Genomic DNA, 20,036 nt, shown 5'->3' on the forward strand with positions numbered 1-20,036 from the left:
CAAGCGGCGGCCGCCCGACCGGTCGGGATCAGGAGGCGCGGGCGTACTGGGCGGGGCCGGAGTATGCGACGCCGAGCTTCGCGGCGGCCCGGCGCGGCCAGTACGGGTCGCGCAGCAACTCCCGACCCAGCAGCACCAGGTCGGCCTCGCCGCTGGCGACGATCTGCTCGGCGTGCTCGGGCTCCACGATGAGGCCCACCGCGCCGGTCGGAACGCCCGCCTCCCGGCGGATCTGGGCGGCCAGCGGCACCTGGTAACCCGGGCCGAGCGGGATGCGCTGTTCCGTGCTCACCCCACCGGAGGACGCGTCGACCAGGTCGACGCCGACGCCGGCCAGCTCACCGGCGAGCACCACGCTGTCCTCGATCGTCCAGCCGCCCTCGACCCAGTCGGTGGCGGAGATCCGAGTCAGCACCGGCACGTCCTCGCCGACCGCGGCGCGCACCGCGCGGGCCACGTCCAGGGTGAGCCGCATCCGGGCGGCCCGGTCGCCGCCGTACGCGTCGGTGCGGTGGTTGGTCAGCGGCGAGAGGAACTCGTTGAGCAGGTAACCGTGGGCGGCGTGGATCTCCACGGCGGCGAAGCCGGCGTCCAGGGCGCGTTCGGCTCCGGCCGCGAACGCCTCGACCACACCGGCGATGCCGGCCTCGTCGAGGCTGGTCGGCGTCCGGTAGTCGGCGGTGAACGGCTCCGAACCGGGGGCGACGGGCGTCCAGCCGCCTTCGGCGTCCGGCACACCACCGCGCTCGGGTGCCCACGGCCGGTAGGTGGAGGCCTTGAAGCCGGCGTGCGCGAGCTGCACGGCCGGCACCGCGCCGTGGGCGGCGACGAACGCGGTCACCGGCTTCCAGGCGTCGATGTGCGCGCCGGACCAGAGGCCGGTGTCCTGCGGGCTGATCCGGCCCTCGGGGAGTACGGCGGTCGCCTCGGTCAGCACCAGGCCGGCACCGCCGACCGCGCGGCTGCCGAGGTGGATCAGGTGCCAGTCGGTGGGCAGGCCGTCGGGGCCGGCGGAGTACTGGCACATGGGTGCCATGGCGATCCGGTTGGGCAGTGTGACCCCGCGCAGGGCCAGGGGAGTGAACAGGGAGCTCATGGGGTCATCCTCTCCGACACGGCGACGGGCCCCCGGGGAGAGGGGCCCGTCGCCGTACTGGTGAATCGGTCAGGCAGGAACAGGGCTGAGCTCGGGCCGGGTGTCGGCGACCGGCCCCGGGTCGGTCAGGTCACGCCGGCCTGCGGACTCGTACGCGGCGCGGTCGAGAGTGCCCTCGCGGGCGGCGACCACTGTCGGCACCAGCGCCTGCCCCGCGACGTTGGTGGCGGTGCGGATCATGTCGAGGATCGGGTCGATGGCCAGCAGCAGGCCGGCGCCGGCCAGCGGCAGGCCCAGCGTGCTGAGGGTCAGGGTCAGCATCACGATCGCGCCGGTCAGGCCGGCGGTGGCTGCCGAGCCGACCACCGAGACGAAGGCGATCAGCAGGTAGTCGCCGATGCCGAGGTGCACGCCGAACACCTGGGCCACGAAGATCGCGGCGAGGGCCGGGTAGATGGCGGCGCAACCGTCCATCTTCGTGGTGGCGCCGAAGGGCACCGCGAACGAGGCGTACTCGCGGGGCACGCCGAGCCGCTCGACGGAGCGCTGGGTCACCGGCATGGTGCCGACCGAGGAGCGGGACACGAAGCCCAGCTCGATCGCCGGCCAGGCACCGGCGAAGAAGCGCAGCGGGTTGAGGCGACCGGCCAGGATCAGCACCAGCGGGTAGACCACGAACAGCACGATGGCGCAGCCGACGTAGACGGCTGTGGTGAACTTCGCGAGGGGGGCCAGCAGGTCCCAGCCGTACGAGGCGACGGCGTTGCCGATCAGGCCGAGGGTGCCGATCGGGGCGAGCCGGATGACCCACCAGAGCGCCTTCTGGACGATCTCCAGCAGGGAGCGGTTCAGCGCCACGAACGGTTCGGCGGCCTCGCCGACCAGCAGGGCCGCGGCACCGATGACGACGGCGAGGAAAACGATCTGGAGGACGTTGCCCTCGACGAACGCGCCGACCGGGTTGGTGGGCACGATGCCGGTGAGAAAGTCGGTCCACGAGCCGGTCTTCTTCGGCGCCGCGGCGCCACCCAGGTCGAGGGTCACGCCCTTGCCCGGGTTGGTGAGCAGGCCGAGGCCGATGCCGATGCTCACCGCGATCAGCGCGGTGATGCCGAACCACATCAGGGTCTTGACGGCGAGCCGGGCGGCGTTGGCGACGCCGCGCAGGCTGACCACGCTGACCACGATGGCGGTGAAGACCAGCGGCGGCACGGCCAGCTTGAGCAGTTGGACGAAGAGGCTACCGACGGTGTGCAGGGTGCTGGTCAGCCAGCTCAGGTCGTTGCTGCGGGCAAGGAAGCCCAGCGCGACGCCGAGCACGAGGCCGAGCAGGATCTGCACGGAGAAGGGAATTTTGCGCAGGCTGAAGGGCATGAGGATGTATCCAATTGTCCGGTCCGATCGGGGCAGGCGTAGGAACGCGGCTAGCCCGGACAGATGCCACTGGCCTGCAGTCGGAGATCGACATACAGGCGGACAGTGAGGCCCCAGACATTGGTCATCGCTGGCCGACGATACGCCGATTCCCGCTCATCGGAAGGACCGGAACGCGTGAGGCTCCTTACAGAGGGCCAGCGCGGTGGCGGTACTCACGCCCCACAGCACCGCGAGGGCGAGGATCAGCCGTTCCAGCACCCCCACCACCGGGCCTCGACCGATCACGAGCATCGCCAGCCCCACAGTGGCGCAGAGCGGCAGGGCCAGCGCGGCGGCCATGCCGGCCAGCCGACGCACCGTCCGGCCGACCGGCCCGGAGACCGCCAGCGTGATCATGGCGAAGACCACCGCAGCGGTCGCCGCGATGCTCGCGCCGCCGTGCACCAGATCCGCCGCCGTCGCGCGCTCGAACGGCGGCAACGGGCAGCCGCCGGAGCAGGTCACCGCCCCCGACACGGCGGTGAACACGGCCCCGGCGGCGAGCAGCGCCGGGGCCGCCGCCCACACCCCGGGGGGCAGCGCCGCGCCGATCAGCAGCAACGCGCCGGCAAGGGCAAGGATCCCGATCCGGTACGTCGCGGCGTGGGCGCTGCCGGCGATGCCCGCCTCGCTGACGTACCCGGTGAACCCTGGACCGGGACCGGCGACCACGGCGAGCGTCACCGCCACCGCACCGGCCAGGGTGCAGCCGGCCGCCGCGGACCCGGCGACCCGACGGGCGACCTCGCCGCGGGCCCTCGACACGGTCGGGGAGGCCGGCCGACCCGGCTCAGCCACGCCCGTGCGGCGTGCTCCAGCCGGACTCGTCCGGCCCGAGTGGCACGATGCCGCTGGGATTGATCTCCCGGTGTGTGCCGTAGTAGTGCCGCTTGATGTGGTCGAAGTCCACCGTCTCGCCGAAACCCGGCGTCTGGAACAGGTCCCGGGCGTACGCCCAGAGCACCGGCATCTCGGTCAGCTTGTTGCGGTTGCACTTGAAGTGCCCGTGGTACGCGGCGTCGAAGCGGACCAGCGTGGTGAACAGCCGCACGTCCGCCTCGGTGATCGCTCCGCCCATCAGGTAGCGCTGCCCGGCCAGCCGCTCGGAGAGCGCGTCCAGCCGGGCGAAGAGCGCCCGGAACGCCTCGTCGTACGCCTGCTGGGAGGTGGCGAACCCGCACCGGTAGACGCCGTTGTTCACGTCGGTGTGGATCTCGGCCATCAGCGCGTCCATCTCGGGGCGCAGTTCCACCGGGTACAGGTCCGGTGCCCCCGCACGGTGCAGCGACCGCCACTCGGTGGAGAAGTCGAGCGTGAGCTGCGGATAGTCGTTGGTGACCACCCGGCCGGTCAGGGTGTCGACGAGCGCCGGCACTGTCACCCGGCCGGTGTAGTCCTGGTCGGTGGCCAGGTACGCCTCGGACAGGAAGCTCACGCCGAGGACCGGGTCGAAGCCGTCCGGGTCGAGGGCGAACGCCCAGCCCCGCTCGTCCCGGATCGGGTCGACGGTGCCCAGCGAGATCGCGTCGTCCAGCCCGAGCAGGCCACGCACGATCCTCGCCCGGTGCGCCCACGGGCAGGCCCGGCACCAGATCAGCCGGTAACGGCCGGCCTCCAGCGGCCAGCGGTCCTGCTCGTCCGGGCCGCCGCCGGGTGGCGAGGTGGAGTCGGCGGTGACCCGACCGGTGAACCGGTTCGGCTGGCGGACGAACGCTCCGCCGCCGCTGGTCTCTGCGCTGAACTGGGCCCGGGCCATGCCGTCAACCTATCCGTTGCCGACGCGGATATCCTGGCGGCCGGCAGCCCTCGTGACCCGGTGGGCGTGCCCCACCCCCGCCGTCTGCACCCCCTAAGGACTCGCGATGACCGTGGCATACCTGGTGGCCGGTGTCCGCACCCCGATCGGCCGGTACGCGGGCGCGCTCGCCGGCGTCCGCCCCGACGACCTGGCCGCGCACGTGATCCGGGAACTGGTCGCCCGCCACCCGTCGGTGGACTGGGCGCGGGTCGACGACGTCGTGCTCGGCTGCGCCAACCAGGCCGGCGAGGACAACCGCAACGTGGCCCGGATGGCGGCGCTGCTGGCCGGTCTGCCCGAGGGGGTGCCGGGCAGCACTGTCAACCGGCTCTGCGGCTCGGGTCTGGACGCGCTCGCCACCGCCGCCCGGTCCATCGTCGCCGGCGATGCGGAGCTGGTGATCGCCGGCGGGGTGGAGAGCATGAGCCGGGCGCCGTTTGTCATGCCGAAGGCGACGTCGGCGTACTCCCGCTCGGCCGAGGTGTACGACACCACACTGGGCTGGCGGTTGGTGAACCCGTTGATGCGTGACGGGTGGGGGGTCGACTCGATGCCGGAGACGGCGGAGAACGTGGCCGCCGAGTACGGCGTGAGCCGGGCCGAGCAGGACGCCTTCGCGTACCGGTCGCAGCAGCGTGCGGCCAAGGCGCAGGCCGACGGCCGGTTCGCCGAGGAGATCGTGGCGGTGTCCGTGCCGGCCGGTCGTCGCGAGACCCGGCTGGTCGAGGTCGACGAGCACCCCCGGGAGACCTCGCTTGCGAAGCTGGCGGCGCTGCCCACCCCGTTCCGCGACGGCGGCACGGTGACCGCCGGCAACTCCTCGGGCGTCAACGACGGCGCTGTCGCGTTGCTGGTGGCCAGCGAGGCGGCTGTCGCCCGGTACGGCCTCACCCCGCTGGCCCGGATCGTCGGCGCGGCGGCGGCCGGTGTGCCACCCCGGATCATGGGGATCGGCCCGGTGCCGGCCACCCGCAAGCTGCTCGACCGCGTCGGCGTCGAGGTGGGCGCTGTGGACGTGGTGGAGTTGAACGAGGCGTTCGCCGCGCAGTCCGTGGCGGTGTTGCGGGAGCTGGGGCTGCCCGTGGACGCCGACCACGTCAACCCGAACGGTGGGGCCATCGCGCTGGGTCACCCGCTCGGCGCCAGTGGCGCGCGGCTGGCGCTGACCGCAGCCCTGGAGCTGCGCCGTCGCGGCGGGCGCCGGGCTCTGGCCACCATGTGCATCGGCGTTGGTCAAGGCATTTCGCTGTTGCTGGAGTCAGCCGCCTAGAGTGGTCCACACCACACGACCCGCGGGTCGACCGGTGCCCACGCGTGCCCGCTGCGCGCCCCGACGCCGGTGCCGTCCCGCGCCGCGGCGATGAACTGGGGAGCACGCTGATGCCGGACGGACTGCCGACCGAGATCGATCTGACCAGGCCGAGCGCGGCCCGGGTGTACGACTACTTTCTGGGCGGAGCGCACAACTTCGAGATCGACAGGCAGTTGGCGGAGCAGATCGCCAGCATGACCCCGAATCTCGCCGCCACCATGCGCTCCGGCCGGGAGTTCCTGCGCCGGGCCGTCCGGGTGCTGCTCGACGCCGGCATCGACCAGTTCCTCGACATCGGCTCCGGAATTCCCACCGTGGGCAACGTGCACGAGGTTGCGCAGGGGGTGAACCCCAAGGCCCGCGTCGTGTACGTCGACATCGACCCGGTGGCGGTCGCGCACAGCCGGGAGTTGCTGGCTGGCAACGAGCTGACCGGGGTCATCCACGCCGACCTGCGTGAGCCGGAGCGGATCCTCGCCGAGACCCGACAGCTCGGGCTGATCGACTTCAGTCGTCCGATGGGCATCCTGCTGGCCGGGGTGGTGCACTTCATCCCGGACGCCGACCAGCCCGAGGCGATCCTGGCCACCCTGCGGGCCGCAGCCGCGCCCGGCAGCTTCCTGGTCGTCTCCCACTCCACCTTCGAGGACCAGCCGCAGGAGATGTTGGACGCCCAGCGCCTCTCCGCCCGCACCGCCACCGAGATCACCCTGCGCTCCCGCGCCCAGGTCACCGGCTTCTTCGGCGACTGGACCGTAGTGGAACCGGGCGTGGTGCACATGCCGCTCTGGCGCCCGGACTCACCGTCCGACGTGGACGAGCACCCGGAGCGGTTCGGCGCCTTCGGGGGCGTCGCCCGGTACGACCAGCCCGCCGGCTGATCCCGTGGCCGCCGTCCCGGACCCCGCCGGGGTCGATTCCGGCCGGGACCCCGCCGGGGTCGTCGCCGGTCGGGCGGACGCCCAGGGGTACGCCGCCGACTGGGCCCGCGCGGTGCGCCGGCTCGGTTTCGTGCCGCTTAGCGTGGCCGAGACCGAGCGGCTGCTGCTGGCGCACACGATCCGGCTGGCTCAGGCGGTACGGGCGGAGCCCTTCAGCGCCTACCCGGCCGAGGAGGTCGGGCGGGCTCTGGTGGAGGCGCACCTCACCGAGCCGCAGGCCCTGGAGTGGACGCTGCACGCGCTCGGCGCGACCTTCGGGCGTCGGGTGCTGTGCGACGGTGACCGGCCGGCCGACCTCGCCGACCGGATCGCGGCGTTGCAGGGCGGGCTGGCCGCCGGGTTCGCCCGTGCGCTGCGCGACCGCACCTTCAGCCAGCAGGAGCGGATCGCCCGGTCCGCCTGGCAGGCGCGCGACGAGGTCGAGCAGGCGCTACGCGAGAGTGAGGCGCGGTTCCGGGCGGTGTTCACCGGCGCGGCGATCGGGATCGGGATCGCCGGCGTGGACGGTCGGATCATCGACGTCAATCAGGCGTTCGCCGACATGCTCGGCTACTCGATCGAGGAATTGCGCGAGATCAACGTGGCGTCGCTGTTCCACGCCGACGACGCCGCCGGGATGTGGGAGCTCTACCAGGAGCTGATCGAGGGAAAGCACGACGCCGCCCGGGTGGAGAAGCGCTACCACCGTAAGGACGGCACAGTGGTCTGGACGGATCTCGCCGTATCGCTGATCCGACACGATGGCCGGCCGCGATTCACCGTCGCGATGATCGAGGACATCACCGAGCGGTACGAACTCCAGCAGCGGCTGCGCTTCCAGGCGCTGCACGACCCGCTGACCGGGCTGCCCAACCGGACGCTGTTCTTCGAGACGTTGGGACGGGTGCTCGACACCGCGGACACCGGGCAGCGCGTCGGGGTGTGCTTCCTCGACCTGGACGGCTTCAAGGCGATCAACGACAGTCTCGGCCACGACCTCGGTGACCGGCTGCTCGTGATGATCGGCCGGCGGCTGGCCGCATGCGTGGCCGACCACGGCCACCTGGTCGCCCGGATGGGCGGCGACGAGTTCGTGATCCTCGTCGACGGAGGGGACGACACCGACGACCCGGTCGCCGTCGCGCAGGCCGCGCTGGCCGCCGTCGCGGCCCCGGTCCACGTCGGCGAGCACCAGTTGGCCGTCTCGGCCAGTGTGGGCATCGTGCAGTGCCCGGCCTCGGAAACCAGCGCGTCGGAGCTGATGAAGGCCGCGGACACCACGCTCTACTGGGCCAAGGCGGCGGGCCGCGGCCGGTGGGCGGTCTACGACCCCGAGCGCGGTGCCCGGGACATCGCCCGGTCGGCGCTGGTCGCCGGTCTGCCCGCCGCACTGGAGCGGGGCGAGTTCGTGCTGCACTACCAACCGATCGTGTCGCTGCTGGAGGGCACCATGCTCGCGGTGGAGGCGCTGGTCCGTTGGGAGCATCCGGAACTGGGCCTGATCGGGCCGGACCGGTTCATCGGCCTGGCCGAGGAGACCGGCCTGATCGTCCGGCTCGGCGAGTGGGTGCTGCGGCGGGCCTGCGCCGACGCCGAACGGTGGTGGCGGGAGTTCCCCGACGCTCGGCTGGTGGTCAGCGTCAACCTGGCCGCCCGGCAGGCCGACGAACCGGCCATCGTGGACACCGTCGCCGACGCGTTGCAGACCAGCGGGCTGCCCGCGGAGCTGCTCCAACTGGAGCTGACCGAGAGCGCCGTGATGGGCAGTGCCGGTGAACCCCTGCGCAGCCTGCACCGGCTCGCCGCGCTCGGCGTCCGGCTGGCCGTGGACGACTTCGGCACCGGGTACTCCAACCTGGCGTACCTGCGCCGGTTGCCGATCCACTGCCTGAAGCTAGCCGGTCCGTTCGTCGAGGGCATCCGCGCGGACGGGACCGACGCGGCGGCAGACCACCGCGACGAACGGATCGTCGACGCGTTGGTCCGGTTGGCGCACGCCCTGGAGTTGTGGGTCACGGCCGAGGCGGTGGAGACCGGCGTGCAGGCGGAACGGCTGCGGGCGCTGCGCTGCGACACCGGGCAGGGCCGATACTTCGGTGCGCCCGCCCCGGGCGACGTGATCACCGCCCGGCTGCGCGGCGGAGCGTTGGCGTGAGTGGGGACCGAACCGGTCCGGAGGGTGGCGACGGAGGGCAGCGGCGTGGACCTGACGGACTCGCAGACGGCGGTGACAGTGGTGGCCGGGCTGGCCATCCTGGCCGGGTTGGCCGGCGTGGTGGTGCCCGGTCTGCCGGCGCTGCCGCTGTGCTGGGGTGGCGTGCTGCTCTGGGCGATCTTCGGCGGCGCCGGCCTGGGTGGCTGGGCGGTGTTCGGCGCCGCCACAGTGGTCGCCGGGGGTGGCGCCGTGATCAAGTACGCGTGGCCGGGCCGGAACCTGAAGCGCACCGGTGTGCCGACGTCCACGCTGCTCGCCGGTGGGGTGCTCGGCATCATCGGGTTCTTCGTGGTGCCGGTCGTCGGCCTGGTGCTCGGCTTCGTCGCCGGGGTGTGGGCGGCCGAACGGCTCCGACTGGGCAGCAACCAGCTCGCGTGGCCCTCCACCGTGCAGGCCCTGAAGGCCGCCGGCCTGTCGATGCTGGTGGAGTTCCTGGCCGGCCTCCTGGTCGCGGCCCTCTGGGTAACCGGCCTCCTCCTGACCTGACCCACGCCTCTACCGGGTTGATCAAGAGCTTTCGGTCGGGCACGGCCGGAAATCTGACGCAAACCTCTTGATCACGAGGGGGAGTGGGGCGCGGGGCACTTTTCGGGTACGGCGGAGTGGCCGTACGTGAGAGAGAGGCGTGCCCCGCGCCACCGGGTCGGGCGGTCCGAGCGCCCGGGGTGGGCCCTTGTCGGGCCTGGTCACTGGTCCAGGATGCGGCGCGGGCGGCCGGTCGGCAACGCAATTAGCCCGACGGCGGTGAGATTCCCACCGACTACGTATTGACCGCCTTGATCGGCCGGGACGACACTTTGCCCACTCGCACGCGGAACCACCTCAGGGAGGTGTGCAGTGGCCACGACGCCCGTGCCGACCGCCGAGCAACCAATGGACGAGGATGCCCGACGGCTCGCCGAACTCGGCTACAAACAGGAGTTGCGCCGTAAGTGGAGTGGCTTCTCCAACTTCGCCATCTCCTTCTCGATCATCTCGATCCTGGCCGGCTGTTTCACCACCTTCGGTCAGGCGTGGAACAACGGCGGGCCGGTCGCCATCTCCTGGGGCTGGCCGCTGATCTCGCTGTTCATCCTGATCATCGGCTTCTGCATGGCGGAGCTGGTGTCGGCGTACCCGACAGCGGGTGGGATCTACTGGTGGGCGGCCACCATGGGTCGCCCGGTGCACGGCTGGTTCACCGGCTGGCTGAACCTGATCGGTCTGGTGGCGGTCACCGCCTCGGTGGACTACGGCTGTGCGACGTTCCTCAACCTCACCCTGTCGGCGCTCTTCGACGGCTGGGCCGGGACGCTGCGTCAGGCGTTCGTCCTGTTCGTGATCATCCTGGTGCTGCACGGGCTGATCAACATCTTCGGGCACCGGATCATCGACGTACTCCAGAACGTCTCGGTCTGGTGGCACGTTGCCGGCGCGGCTGTCGTGGTCGCCATCCTGGTCTTCGTGCCCGACAACCACCAGAGCTTCCAGTTCGTGTTCACCGAGCGGTTCAACAACTCCGGCTTCGGCGACGGGGACATCGGCGGACTGACGTTCTGGTTCTACGTGCTGCCGCTGGGCTTCCTCCTGACCCAGTACACGATTACCGGCTTCGACGCCTGCGCGCACGTCTCTGAGGAGACCCGGGGCGCCTCCCAGGCCGCGGCCCGCGGACTCTGGCAGTCGATCTTCTACTCGGCGGTCGGCGGCTGGATCCTGCTGCTGGCGTTTCTCTTCGCGGCCACCGACGTCGAGGCGGTCAACGCCGCGGGCGGCTTCTCCGGCGCCATCTTCGAGTCCGCGCTGACCCCGGTCTTCTTCAAGATCGTCATCATCATCTCGACCATCGGCCAGTTCTTCTGCGGCATGAGCTGCGTGACCTCGATGAGCCGGATGGCGTACGCGTTCAGCCGGGACCGTGCCGTACCCGGATGGCGGCTGTGGTCGAGGGTCGACCGCAACGGCACCCCGGTCAACGCGATCATCGGCGCCACTCTGGCCGGCCTGGTGCTGACCCTGCCGGCGCTGTACGAGAGCTCCGCCGGTATCCCGATCGCCTTCTACGCGGTCGTCTCCGTCGCGGTACTCGGGCTCTACCTGTCGTTCCTCATTCCGATCGCGCTCCGACTGCGGATGGGCGACCGGTTCGTCCCGGGGCCGTGGACGCTGGGCCGCAAGTACAAGCTGCTCGGCTGGATCGCGGTGATCGAGATCGCGATCATCGCCGTCTACTTCGTGCTGCCGATCGTGCCCGCCGGAGTGCCCGGCAACGACGAGTTCACCTGGTCGGCGGTGAACTACGCGCCGCTCGCCGTCGGCGGGGTGCTACTGGTGGTCGCCGTCTGGTGGTACGCCTCGGCCCGCAAGTGGTTCACCGGCCCTGTTCGTACCGTCGAGGAACCCGCTGTGGCGGCCGACCCGGCGCCGGTCGACGGCCCGGTCTGATCGGCACCCGGCGGGACGGGCGGTGCTGCCGTCCCGCCGGCCGACGGCCGGGTTTGCCGCACGTGCCGCCGGGGGCATTGACGGTGATCCGGTTTGCCAGTAGACCTTGGTGATGGAGGCCCGCGAATGAGGAAAGCTCCGCTCACGCTGGAACAACTGCGGGTCGCCGTCGCCGAGGGTGAGATCGACACCGTGGTGCTGGCCCTCGTCGACATGCAGGGTCGGTTGCAGGGCAAGCGGTTCCACGCGCCCTTCTTCCTCGACCAGGTGGTGACCAACGGCAGCGAGGGCTGCAACTACCTGCTCGCCGTGGACGTCGACATGAACACAGTCGACGGGTATGCGATGTCGAGCTGGGAACGCGGCTACGGCGACTTCGCGATGGTGCCGGACTTCGCCACGTTGCGTCGGGTGCCCTGGCAGCCCGGCTCCGCCCTGCTGCTGGCAGACCTGACCTGGCTCGACGGCTCGGGTGACGTGGTCGCCTCGCCCCGGCAGATCCTGCGCCGGCAGCTGGACCGGCTGGCCGAGCACGGGCTGACCGCGTACGCCGGCACCGAGTTGGAGTTCGTGCTGTTCCGCGACTCGTACGAGGACGCCTGGCAGCGTGGCTACCGCGACCTCACCCCGGCCAACCAGTACAACGTCGACTACTCGCTGCTCGGCACCGCCCGGGTGGAGCCGCTGCTGCGTCGCATCCGCGTCGAGATGGCCGGCGCGGGGCTCACCCCGGAGAGCGCCAAGGGCGAGTGCAACCTCGGGCAACACGAGATCGCCTTCCGGTACGACGAGGCGGTGGCCTGCGCCGACCATCACGTCATCTACAAGAACGGCGCCAAGGAGATCGCCGCCCAGGAGGGGATGTCGATCACCTTCATGGCCAAGCCGAACGAGCGGGAGGGCAACTCCTGCCACATCCACTTCTCACTGCGGGACCAGTCCGGCTCGTCGGCGATGCTCGGCGACGGACCGGCGCACCTGTCGCAGACCGGGCAGCGGGTGCTCGCCGGGCTGCTGGCCACCATGCGGGAGTTCAGCCTGCTCTTCGCCCCGAACATCAACTCCTACAAGCGCTACCAGCCGGGATCGTTCGCCCCGACCGCGCTGCGCTGGGGTGTCGACAACCGCACCTGCGCACTGCGGGTGGTCGGGCACGGGCAGGGCATGCGCGTGGAGAACCGGGTGCCCGGCGCCGACGTCAACCCGTACCTGGCGATCGCCGGGCTGGTCGCCGGGGCGCTGCACGGCATCGACGGCGAGCTGGAGCTGGGTGCGGAGTGCACCGGCAACGCGTACGACGACCCGGAGGCCGAGCGGGTTCCCGGCACCCTGCGCGACGCCCTGGCCCTCTGGGAAGGTTCCACTGTGGCCCGGGAGGCGTTCGGCGCCGAGGTGGTGGCCCACTACGCCAACCAGGCGAGGGTCGAGCTGGCCGCCTTCGACGCCGCGGTGACGGACTGGGAGCTGACCCGTGGTTTCGAACGCCTCTGACCACGTGAGGATGGAGGTGGCGGTGTGACGGTCCTGGTGGACCCGGCTAGTGGGGTGGGGTTTCGGGAGGTTGCGGCGGCCTCGGTGGACGAGGTTGACGCGGCCATCGCACGGGCGGCCGCCGCCTTCGAGACCTGGCGTCAGGTGGGTGCGGGTGATCGGGCACGGTTGCTGCGGCGGTTCGCCGCCGTGGTCGACGCGCATCTGGACGAGTTGGCAGTGCTGGAGGTGGGCAACTCCGGGCACACCGTCGGCAACGCCCGGTGGGAGGCGGGCAACGTCCGCGACGTCCTGGACTACTACGCCGGCGCGCCCGAGCGGTTGACCGGGCGGCAGATTCCGGTGCCCGGCGGGTTGGACGTCACCTTCCACGAGCCACTCGGTGTGGTCGGCGTGATCGTGCCCTGGAACTTCCCGATGCCGATCGCCGCCTGGGGGTTCGCCCCGGCGCTCGCCGCCGGCAACACAGTGGTGCTCAAGCCCGCCGAACTGACCCCGCTGACCGCACTGCGCCTGGCCGAGTTGGCCCGCGAGGCCGGCCTGCCCGACGGCGTCTTCACCGTCATCCCGGGCGAGGGCTCGGTGGTGGGGGAGCGGTTCGTCACCCACCCGGCGGTCCGCAAGATCTGCTTCACCGGCTCCACCGAGGTCGGCACCCGGATCATGGCCGGCTGCGCCGCCCAGGTGAAGCGACTAACCCTGGAGTTGGGTGGCAAGAGCGCGAACATCGTGTTCGCCGACGCCGACCTGGAACGCGCCGCCGCGACCGCGCCGGGCGCGGTCTTCGACAACGCCGGCCAGGACTGCTGCGCACGGTCGCGGATCCTGGTCCAGCGTTCGGTGTACGACCGGTTCCTGGAACTGCTCGAACCTGCGGTACGGGCGGTGCGGGTCGAGGACCCGTCCCGCGACACCGCCGAGATGGGCCCGCTGATCTCCGCCGCCCAACGGGACCGGGTAGCCGGTTACCTCGCCGGGGCGACTGTGGCCTTCACCGGCTCCTGCCCCGACGGCCCCGGGTTCTGGCACGCGCCCACAGTGCTGCTGGCCGACTCGCCGGCCGACCGGCACTGGCGGGAGGAGATCTTCGGCCCGGTGGTCTCGGTGCTGCCGTTCGACGACGAGGCGGACGCGGTCCGGCTCGCCAACGACACCGAGTACGGCCTCTCCGGCTCGATCTGGACCCGGGACGTGGGTCGGGCCCTGCGCCTGGCCCGCGCCGTCGACTCGGGCAACCTCAGCGTCAACTCGCACTCCTCGGTGCGCTACTGGACCCCGTTCGGCGGGATGAAGCGCTCCGGGCTCGGCCGCGAGCTGGGCCCGGACGCGCTGCACTCCTTCACGGACGTCAAGAACGTGTTCATCGCGACGGAGGAGTGACGCCAGTGCAGGGTCGGTTGCAGGACCGGGTGGCAGTGGTCACCGGAGCGGGCAGTGGCATCGGGTTGGCCACCGTGCGGCGGTTCGCCGCCGAAGGGGCCCGGGTGGTGTGCGTGGACATCGACGCGGCGGCCGGTACGAAGGCCGCCGAGGAGTGCGGCGGAGAGTTCGTGGCCACCGACGTGGCCGACGAGTCGGCGGTACGCGACCTGTTCGACGGGGTGGCCGACCGGCACGGCCGGGTGGACATCGCGTTCAACAACGCCGGCATCTCCCCGCCGGACGACGACTCCATCCTGGACACCGGCCTGGACGCGTGGGAGCGGGTGTTGCGGGTCAACACCACGAGCGTCTACCTGTGCTGCAAGTACGCCATTCCGCACATGCGTCGGCAGGGCAAGGGCTCGATCATCAACACGGCCTCGTTCGTGGCGTTGATGGGTGCGGCCACGTCGCAGATCGCGTACACCGCGAGCAAGGGCGGGGTGCTGGCGATGACCCGGGAGTTGGGTGTGCAGTTCGCCCGTGAGGGCATCCGGGTCAACGCCCTCTGTCCCGGCCCGGTGGCCACCCCGTTGCTGCTGGAACTCTTCGCCGCCGACCCGGAGCGGGCCGCCCGTCGGCTGGTGCACGTGCCGATGGGACGCTTCGGGCAACCGGAGGAGATCGCCGCCGCGGTGGCGTTCCTGGCCAGCGACGACGCCTCGTTCATGACCGCCGCGCAGTTCGTGGTCGACGGCGGCATCACTGGCGCCTACGTCACGCCTCTGTGAGCGCGAGGAGTGAGCCGGGTTTGCGAGCCCCGCAGTCGCGAACCGTGCCAGCTATGAGAAGGCCGCTGATCGGGGTCAGCGCGTACGTCGAACCCGCCGACTGGGCGGTCTGGCGGGGTGTGCGGGCGGTGCTGGTACCTGAGGCGTACCCGCGGGCGGTGGCGGCCGCGGGTGGCCGGGCGGTGGTCCTGCCACCGGACGACGTGGACGCGGACGTGGTGGCAGTCCTCGACGGGTTGCTGTTGGCGGGTGGCGCGGACGTCGGTCCGGGGCGGTACGGCCAGCCGCCCGACCCCCGTACCGAGGATCGGCCGGACCGGGACGCCGGCGAGTTGACAGTGTTGGCCGCCGCGCTCGCCGCCGAGGTGCCGGTGCTGGGCGTGTGTCGGGGGATGCAGTTGCTCGCTGTCGCGTACGGCGGCACCTTGCACCAGCACCTGCCCGACGTGGTGGGTCACGAGGCGCACCGCCCCGCGCCCGGGGTGTACGGGGCGCACGCGGTGCGGTTCGCGCCGGGGAGCCTGGCCGCCTCGGTGCTGGCCGGTGTCGACCAGGTCAACTCGTACCACCACCAGGCGGTCGCCGATCCGGGCCGGCTCACAGTGACCGGTTGGGCCGGGGACGGCGTGGTCGAGGCGGTGGAGGACCCGGCCCTGCCCTTCGTGCTCGGAGTGCAGTGGCATCCGGAGAACGAGTCGGATCCAGCCCCGATCACCGCGTTGGTGCAGGCCGCCGGCCGGCGGGTGTGACTGAGATCGCCCCCGCCCGTCGATGGCACCGGTGGGAGGATCGGGGCATGGGCAAGGTTTATCCGGAGATCGACTGTCGACTGCGTGACTTCATCGTGGCGCAGCCGCTCTTCTTCGTGGCGACCGCCCCGTCCGGGGTCGAGGGGCACGTCAACGTGTCTCCGAAGGGCATGCGGGGCACGTTCGTGATCCTCGGCCCGCACCGGGTGGCCTACCTCGACTATCACGGCAGTGGGGCGGAGACCATCGCCCACCTGCGGGACAACGGCCGGATCACGCTGATGTTCTGTGCCTTCGACGGCCCGCCGAAGATCGTCCGGTTGCATGGTCGGGGCAGCAGCGTCGCGGTCACCGAGGACGCCTTCGCCGATCGGCTCGCCGAGTTTCCCGCACCGCCGGACGTGCACGCCGTCCGGGCGGTCATCACGGTCGAGGTGGAGCGGGTCAGTGACTCCTGCGGATACGCGGTGCCACTGATGGACTTCCGCGCCGAACGTGATCTGTTACTCACCTCACACTCTCGCCGCAGCGCCGATGATCTGGTCGCCTACCGGGCCACCAGGAACGCGGCAAGCATCGACGGACTGCCGGTCTTCTGACTCGTCAGAGCGTTCCGCCCGCCGCCGTTCGACGCCGCCGTCCACCCGCACTGTCCGGTGCCCGACGACCCAGGTGTACGTAACCAGCGTCCGTCGCTCGTGATGCGTTACGTTGCTGGTCCGCTGGGGTACAAGTCGAAGCACGGCGGGTGAAGATCAACGGTCGAGGGGTACGGCCGGAGCGGGAGGCTGCATGAGCTCGGCCCAGGGGGGCGCGGACATCGGGCATCCCGCCCTGTCCGGTCGCGAGACCCCGCCGATGCTGGCGGCCGCGTTCGCGGCCGGCGGCGAGATGGGCGAGCGGCTGGCCTCCTTCGACTGGTCCTCCGGTCCGCTGGGCGAGCCCGGTCAGTGGCCTCCGGCGCTCTCCAACGCGGTCGGCATGATGCTCGCCTCCAGCGCGCCGATCGTCATGTTCTGGGGCGACGAGCAGTTGGCCTTCTACAACGACGCCTACCGGCCGACCATCGGCGGCAAACACCCGGACGTGATCGGCCAACCGGCCCGCGCGAACTGGGCGGAGACCTGGCCGGTGCTCGGCCCGCTGCTCGACAGCGTCCGGAGCACCGGCCGCTCCTACCGGGGCGAGGACCATCCCTTTCTGCTGGACCGTTACGGCTTCGTCGAGCAGACCTACTTCAACGTCTCGTACGACCCGATCCGGGGGGACGACGGCTCGGTCAGTGGCGTCTACTGCATCGTCAGCGAGACCACCGGGCGGGTGCTCGGCGAGCGTCGACTGCGAGCGCTGTCCGAGCTGGGTGCCGAGCTGACCGATATCGGCAGCGCCACGGAACTGGGTCGGACCGCCGCCGGGGTGCTCGGCCGGCACCGGGCGGACGTGCCGTTCGCCCTGATCTATCTGGCTGACGACAACGACCAGTTCACCCTGGCCGGTTGCACCGGCACCACCCCGCCCGCCGTCGATGTCACAGCGCAGTTGTTGGCCCGGCTGACCGCCGATGGCGCGCCCGCCACGATCGAGGTGGCCGCTCTGTTCGACGCGTTGCCTGTCGACGCCGCCGACCAGGCCCTCGTGCTGCCGCTCACGGCGACCAACCAGACCGTCGGCGCGCTGGTCGTCGGCGTGGCCCGTCAGCTGCCGCTGAGCGACGACTACCGCGACTTCCTCGGCCTGGTCGCCGCCCAGATCTCCCGGGCGGTCGGCATGCAGCGGGCGTACGAACAGGAACGGGCCCGCGCTGCCGAGTTGGCTGCGCTGGACCGGGCGAAGACCAACTTCTTCGCCAACGTCAGCCACGAGTTCCGCACCCCGCTGACCCTGGTGCTCGGCCCGCTGGAGGACATGCTGGCCGACCCGGAGCTGCCCGCCGCCGAAACCGACCGGCTCACCATGATGCACCGCAACGCGCTGCGCCTGCTCAAGCTGGTCAACACAGTGCTGGACTTCTCCCGACTGGAGTCCGGTCGGCTCGCGGCCCGCTACCAGCCCACCGACCTCGCCGGTTACACCGCCCGGCTGGCCAGTACCTTCCGCTCGGCCACCGACCGGGCCGGGTTGCGACTGGTGGTGGACTGTCCGCCGCTGCCGACGCCGGTCTTCGTCGACCGGGACATGTGGGAGAAGATCGTCCTCAACCTGGTGTCGAACGCGGTCAAGTTCACCTTCGACGGTGAGATCCGGGTGCGGATCCGGGCCGTCGAGGGCGCGGCCCGGCTGGAGGTGACGGACACCGGCGTCGGCATCGTGCCGGACGAACTGCCGCACGTCTTCGAACGGTTCCACCGGGTGCCCGGGGTGCGGGCACGCACCCACGAGGGCACCGGCATCGGCCTCGCGCTGGTCCGGGAACTTGTCGAGATGCACGGCGGTGAGGTCGGGTTGACCAGCACTGTCGACGTGGGCAGCACCTTCACGGTGACCGTCCCGTTTGGCTCGGCGCACCTGCCGGCGGACCGGGTGGCGGCGTTCGACCCGCTGCCCGTGGGTGAGCCCGAGCAGGCCCGGCTCTTCGTGGCGGAGACCGCGCTGTGGGCCGGTGTCGCGTCGGCACCCGAGCTCGACCGGCAGCCGGCGAAGGGCACCTCGGCTGGCCGGATCCTGGTCGTTGATGACAACGCCGACCTGCAGGAACACGTCAGTCGGCTGCTCTCCCCGACCTGGGACGTGGTCACCGCGAACGACGGGCTCGATGCCCTGCCGCTGGCCCGCGAGGGCGGGTTCGACCTGGTGCTCACCGACGTGATGATGCCCCGGTTGGACGGGTTCGGGCTGGTGAGCGCGCTGCGCTCGGACTCGCGTACCCGGCACGTGCCGATCGTGCTGCTCTCCGCCCGTGCCGGCTCCGCGGAGGCTGTCGCCGGTCTCGCCGTCGGCGCCGACGACTACCTCACCAAGCCGTTCTCCGCGCAGGAGCTGATCGCTCGGGTCCGGGCCAACGTCGAGCTGGGCCAGCTGCGCGGGCAGATCATCCGCCGGCTCCGCGCGCTGGCCGACGCGGCGGTGGCGGTGAACACCGCCCGATCCACCGCGGATGTGCTCCAGGTCGCCGCCCGACACGCGTTGAGCCTCGCCGAGGCGGCTCGGGTGGTGGTCACCGCCGCTGAGGCGCGCTTCGAGGCGGACGGCGGCGGCACCACCGCCGCCGACCCGTCCTTCGTGACCGAGCTGGCCGGCACTACCGGCAAGCAGCTCGGTGAGCTGCAGGTCTGGCGGGCAGCCGGCGACGAGGCGCAGGCCGACGACGCCGCGTTGACCCAGCTGGCCCGGCTCGTCGGGGTGCGACTGGAGAACGCCCAGCTCTACGAAGCCGAACACCGCATCGCCACCACCCTGCAGCACAGCCTGCTGCCCCGGTCGCTGCCTCAACTGCCCGGCGCGGTGGTGGCCAGCCGTTATCTGCCGGGCAGCGCCGACGTCGAGGTCGGCGGCGACTGGTACGACGCGATCGCGCTGAACGGCGACGAGCTGGTGCTGGTCATCGGCGACGTGGTCGGTAAGGGCGTCCGGGCCGCCGCGGCGATGGGGCAGCTGCGCAACGCGCTGCGGGCGTACGTGCTGGAGGGCTTCGATCCGGGTGAGTCGCTGACCCGGCTCAACCGGCTGGTCGGCTCCACCGAGGGCCGCTCCTTCGCGACGGTGGTCTGCCTGCTGTTCAACCCCCGCACCGGTCGGCTGCGGTACGCGAGCGCCGGTCATCCGTCCCCACTGTTGATCACCGGAGGCGACGTGGCGTTCCTGCACGACCGGGCGCTCGGTCCACCGGTCGGCGCCCTACCCAACGCGACGTACGAGTCGGTCGAGGGCGAGTTGCCGGCCGGCACTCGACTGCTGCTCTACACCGACGGGCTGATCGAGGACCGTCAGCTCGGCATCGATGCCTCACTGGCCCAGCTGCGCATCGACGCGGCCAGCCCGAGTGAGCACGTGGTGGACCTGATCGACGCGGTCGTGGACCGGGTCACCGGACGGCCGCGCCGTGACGACGTGGCGGTTCTCGCCCTGGAGGCGGCGGAGCTGAACCGCTTCGCGCTGCGGCTACCGGCGGACCCGACCCGGCTCAGCGTGCTCCGGAAGCGGCTGGAGGACTTCCTGATCGCGCACTCCGTCGGCGAGACCGACCTGTTCGACCTGACCGTCGCCGTCTCCGAGGCCGCCGCCAACGCCATCGAGCACCCGGTCCACCCCGCCGAGGCCATGATCAGTGTGGAGGTGGCCATCGAGGATCGGACGGTGACGGCCACGGTGCGCGACAGCGGGCAGTGGCGGGAGTCGACCGGCTCCGGCTTCCGGGGCCGCGGCCTGGCCCTGATCAGAGCGCTGGGCGATCTGTCGGTACGGCGTACAGCTGAGGGCACCGAGGTGACGCTGCGCCGGCAGTTGCAGGACTGACCGCGCGCCG

General features: G+C 71.5%; 15 protein-coding genes. 11 read left to right on the top strand and 4 right to left on the bottom strand.

All coding sequences use genetic code 11. The features are described 5' to 3' along the window. Nucleotides 1-28 precede the first annotated feature (28 nt). From MED15_RS17885 to MED15_RS17900, 4 genes are all read right to left on the bottom strand, one after another. The gene (locus tag MED15_RS17885) at nt 29-1,096 is read right to left on the bottom strand and encodes an NADH:flavin oxidoreductase/NADH oxidase (protein WP_112736247.1); all 1,068 of its coding nucleotides are present in this window, start codon (nt 1,094-1,096) and stop codon (nt 29-31) included. Nucleotides 1,097-1,165: 69 nt separating this feature from the next. Continuing rightward, nucleotides 1,166-2,458, bottom strand: coding sequence for a dicarboxylate/amino acid:cation symporter (locus MED15_RS17890; RefSeq protein ID WP_208646682.1), 1,293 nt, complete (start codon nt 2,456-2,458; stop codon nt 1,166-1,168). Between the two features lie 168 nt (nt 2,459-2,626). Then, nucleotides 2,627-3,277 (bottom strand): DUF998 domain-containing protein, encoded by a 651-nt coding sequence (locus MED15_RS17895; RefSeq protein ID WP_225855203.1) that lies wholly within the window; start codon nt 3,275-3,277, stop codon nt 2,627-2,629. Nucleotides 3,278-3,302: 25 nt separating this feature from the next. Further along, nucleotides 3,303-4,268, bottom strand: a complete 966-nt coding sequence (locus MED15_RS17900; RefSeq protein ID WP_112586510.1) for a glutathione S-transferase family protein — start codon at nt 4,266-4,268, stop codon at nt 3,303-3,305. 106 nt (nt 4,269-4,374) lie between these two features. Between MED15_RS17900 and pcaF the strand changes: the two genes are divergently transcribed. The 11 genes from pcaF (at nt 4,375) to MED15_RS17955 (ending at nt 20,026) form a co-directional block, all read left to right on the top strand. Continuing rightward, nucleotides 4,375-5,580: a 3-oxoadipyl-CoA thiolase gene (pcaF, locus tag MED15_RS17905; protein ID WP_112586512.1), complete on the top strand. Its 1,206-nt coding sequence runs from the start codon at nt 4,375-4,377 to the stop codon at nt 5,578-5,580. Between the two features lie 110 nt (nt 5,581-5,690). Further along, nucleotides 5,691-6,503, top strand: coding sequence for an SAM-dependent methyltransferase (locus MED15_RS17910; RefSeq protein ID WP_112602000.1), 813 nt, complete (start codon nt 5,691-5,693; stop codon nt 6,501-6,503). 4 nt (nt 6,504-6,507) lie between these two features. Continuing rightward, on the top strand, nt 6,508-8,697 hold the full coding sequence (locus MED15_RS17915; protein WP_244220485.1) for a putative bifunctional diguanylate cyclase/phosphodiesterase: 2,190 nt from the start codon (nt 6,508-6,510) through the stop codon (nt 8,695-8,697). 45 nt (nt 8,698-8,742) lie between these two features. After that, nucleotides 8,743-9,243, top strand: a complete 501-nt coding sequence (locus tag MED15_RS17920; RefSeq protein WP_112736316.1) for a DUF456 domain-containing protein — start codon at nt 8,743-8,745, stop codon at nt 9,241-9,243. Nucleotides 9,244-9,594: 351 nt separating this feature from the next. Beyond that, nucleotides 9,595-11,181 carry an amino acid permease gene (locus MED15_RS17925; protein ID WP_112586516.1) on the top strand — a complete coding sequence of 529 codons (1,587 nt, stop codon included), beginning with the start codon at nt 9,595-9,597 and terminating at the stop codon, nt 11,179-11,181. 126 nt (nt 11,182-11,307) lie between these two features. Continuing rightward, nucleotides 11,308-12,672 carry a glutamine synthetase family protein gene (locus tag MED15_RS17930; protein WP_112586518.1) on the top strand — a complete coding sequence of 455 codons (1,365 nt, stop codon included), beginning with the start codon at nt 11,308-11,310 and terminating at the stop codon, nt 12,670-12,672. A gap of 33 nt (nt 12,673-12,705) precedes the next feature. Then, entirely contained in the window at nt 12,706-14,052 is a 1,347-nt protein-coding gene (locus tag MED15_RS17935; RefSeq protein WP_425271081.1) for an aldehyde dehydrogenase family protein, read from the top strand. A gap of 5 nt (nt 14,053-14,057) precedes the next feature. Next, a complete protein-coding gene (locus MED15_RS17940; protein WP_030489498.1) occupies nt 14,058-14,825 on the top strand; it encodes a 3-oxoacyl-ACP reductase in 768 nt (255 codons plus the stop codon). A 53-nt stretch (nt 14,826-14,878) separates the two neighbouring features. Continuing rightward, the gene (locus MED15_RS17945; protein WP_112601978.1) at nt 14,879-15,574 is read left to right on the top strand and encodes a gamma-glutamyl-gamma-aminobutyrate hydrolase family protein; all 696 of its coding nucleotides are present in this window, start codon (nt 14,879-14,881) and stop codon (nt 15,572-15,574) included. Nucleotides 15,575-15,621: 47 nt separating this feature from the next. Further along, nucleotides 15,622-16,173: a pyridoxamine 5'-phosphate oxidase family protein gene (locus tag MED15_RS17950; RefSeq protein ID WP_112586524.1), complete on the top strand. Its 552-nt coding sequence runs from the start codon at nt 15,622-15,624 to the stop codon at nt 16,171-16,173. Between the two features lie 193 nt (nt 16,174-16,366). Continuing rightward, the gene (locus MED15_RS17955) at nt 16,367-20,026 is read left to right on the top strand and encodes a SpoIIE family protein phosphatase (protein ID WP_112736253.1); all 3,660 of its coding nucleotides are present in this window, start codon (nt 16,367-16,369) and stop codon (nt 20,024-20,026) included. The last annotated feature ends 10 nt before the right edge of the window (nt 20,027-20,036 follow it).

The organism is Micromonospora noduli, assembly GCF_003264475.1.
In the GTDB taxonomy this organism is placed as follows: domain Bacteria; phylum Actinomycetota; class Actinomycetes; order Mycobacteriales; family Micromonosporaceae; genus Micromonospora; species Micromonospora noduli.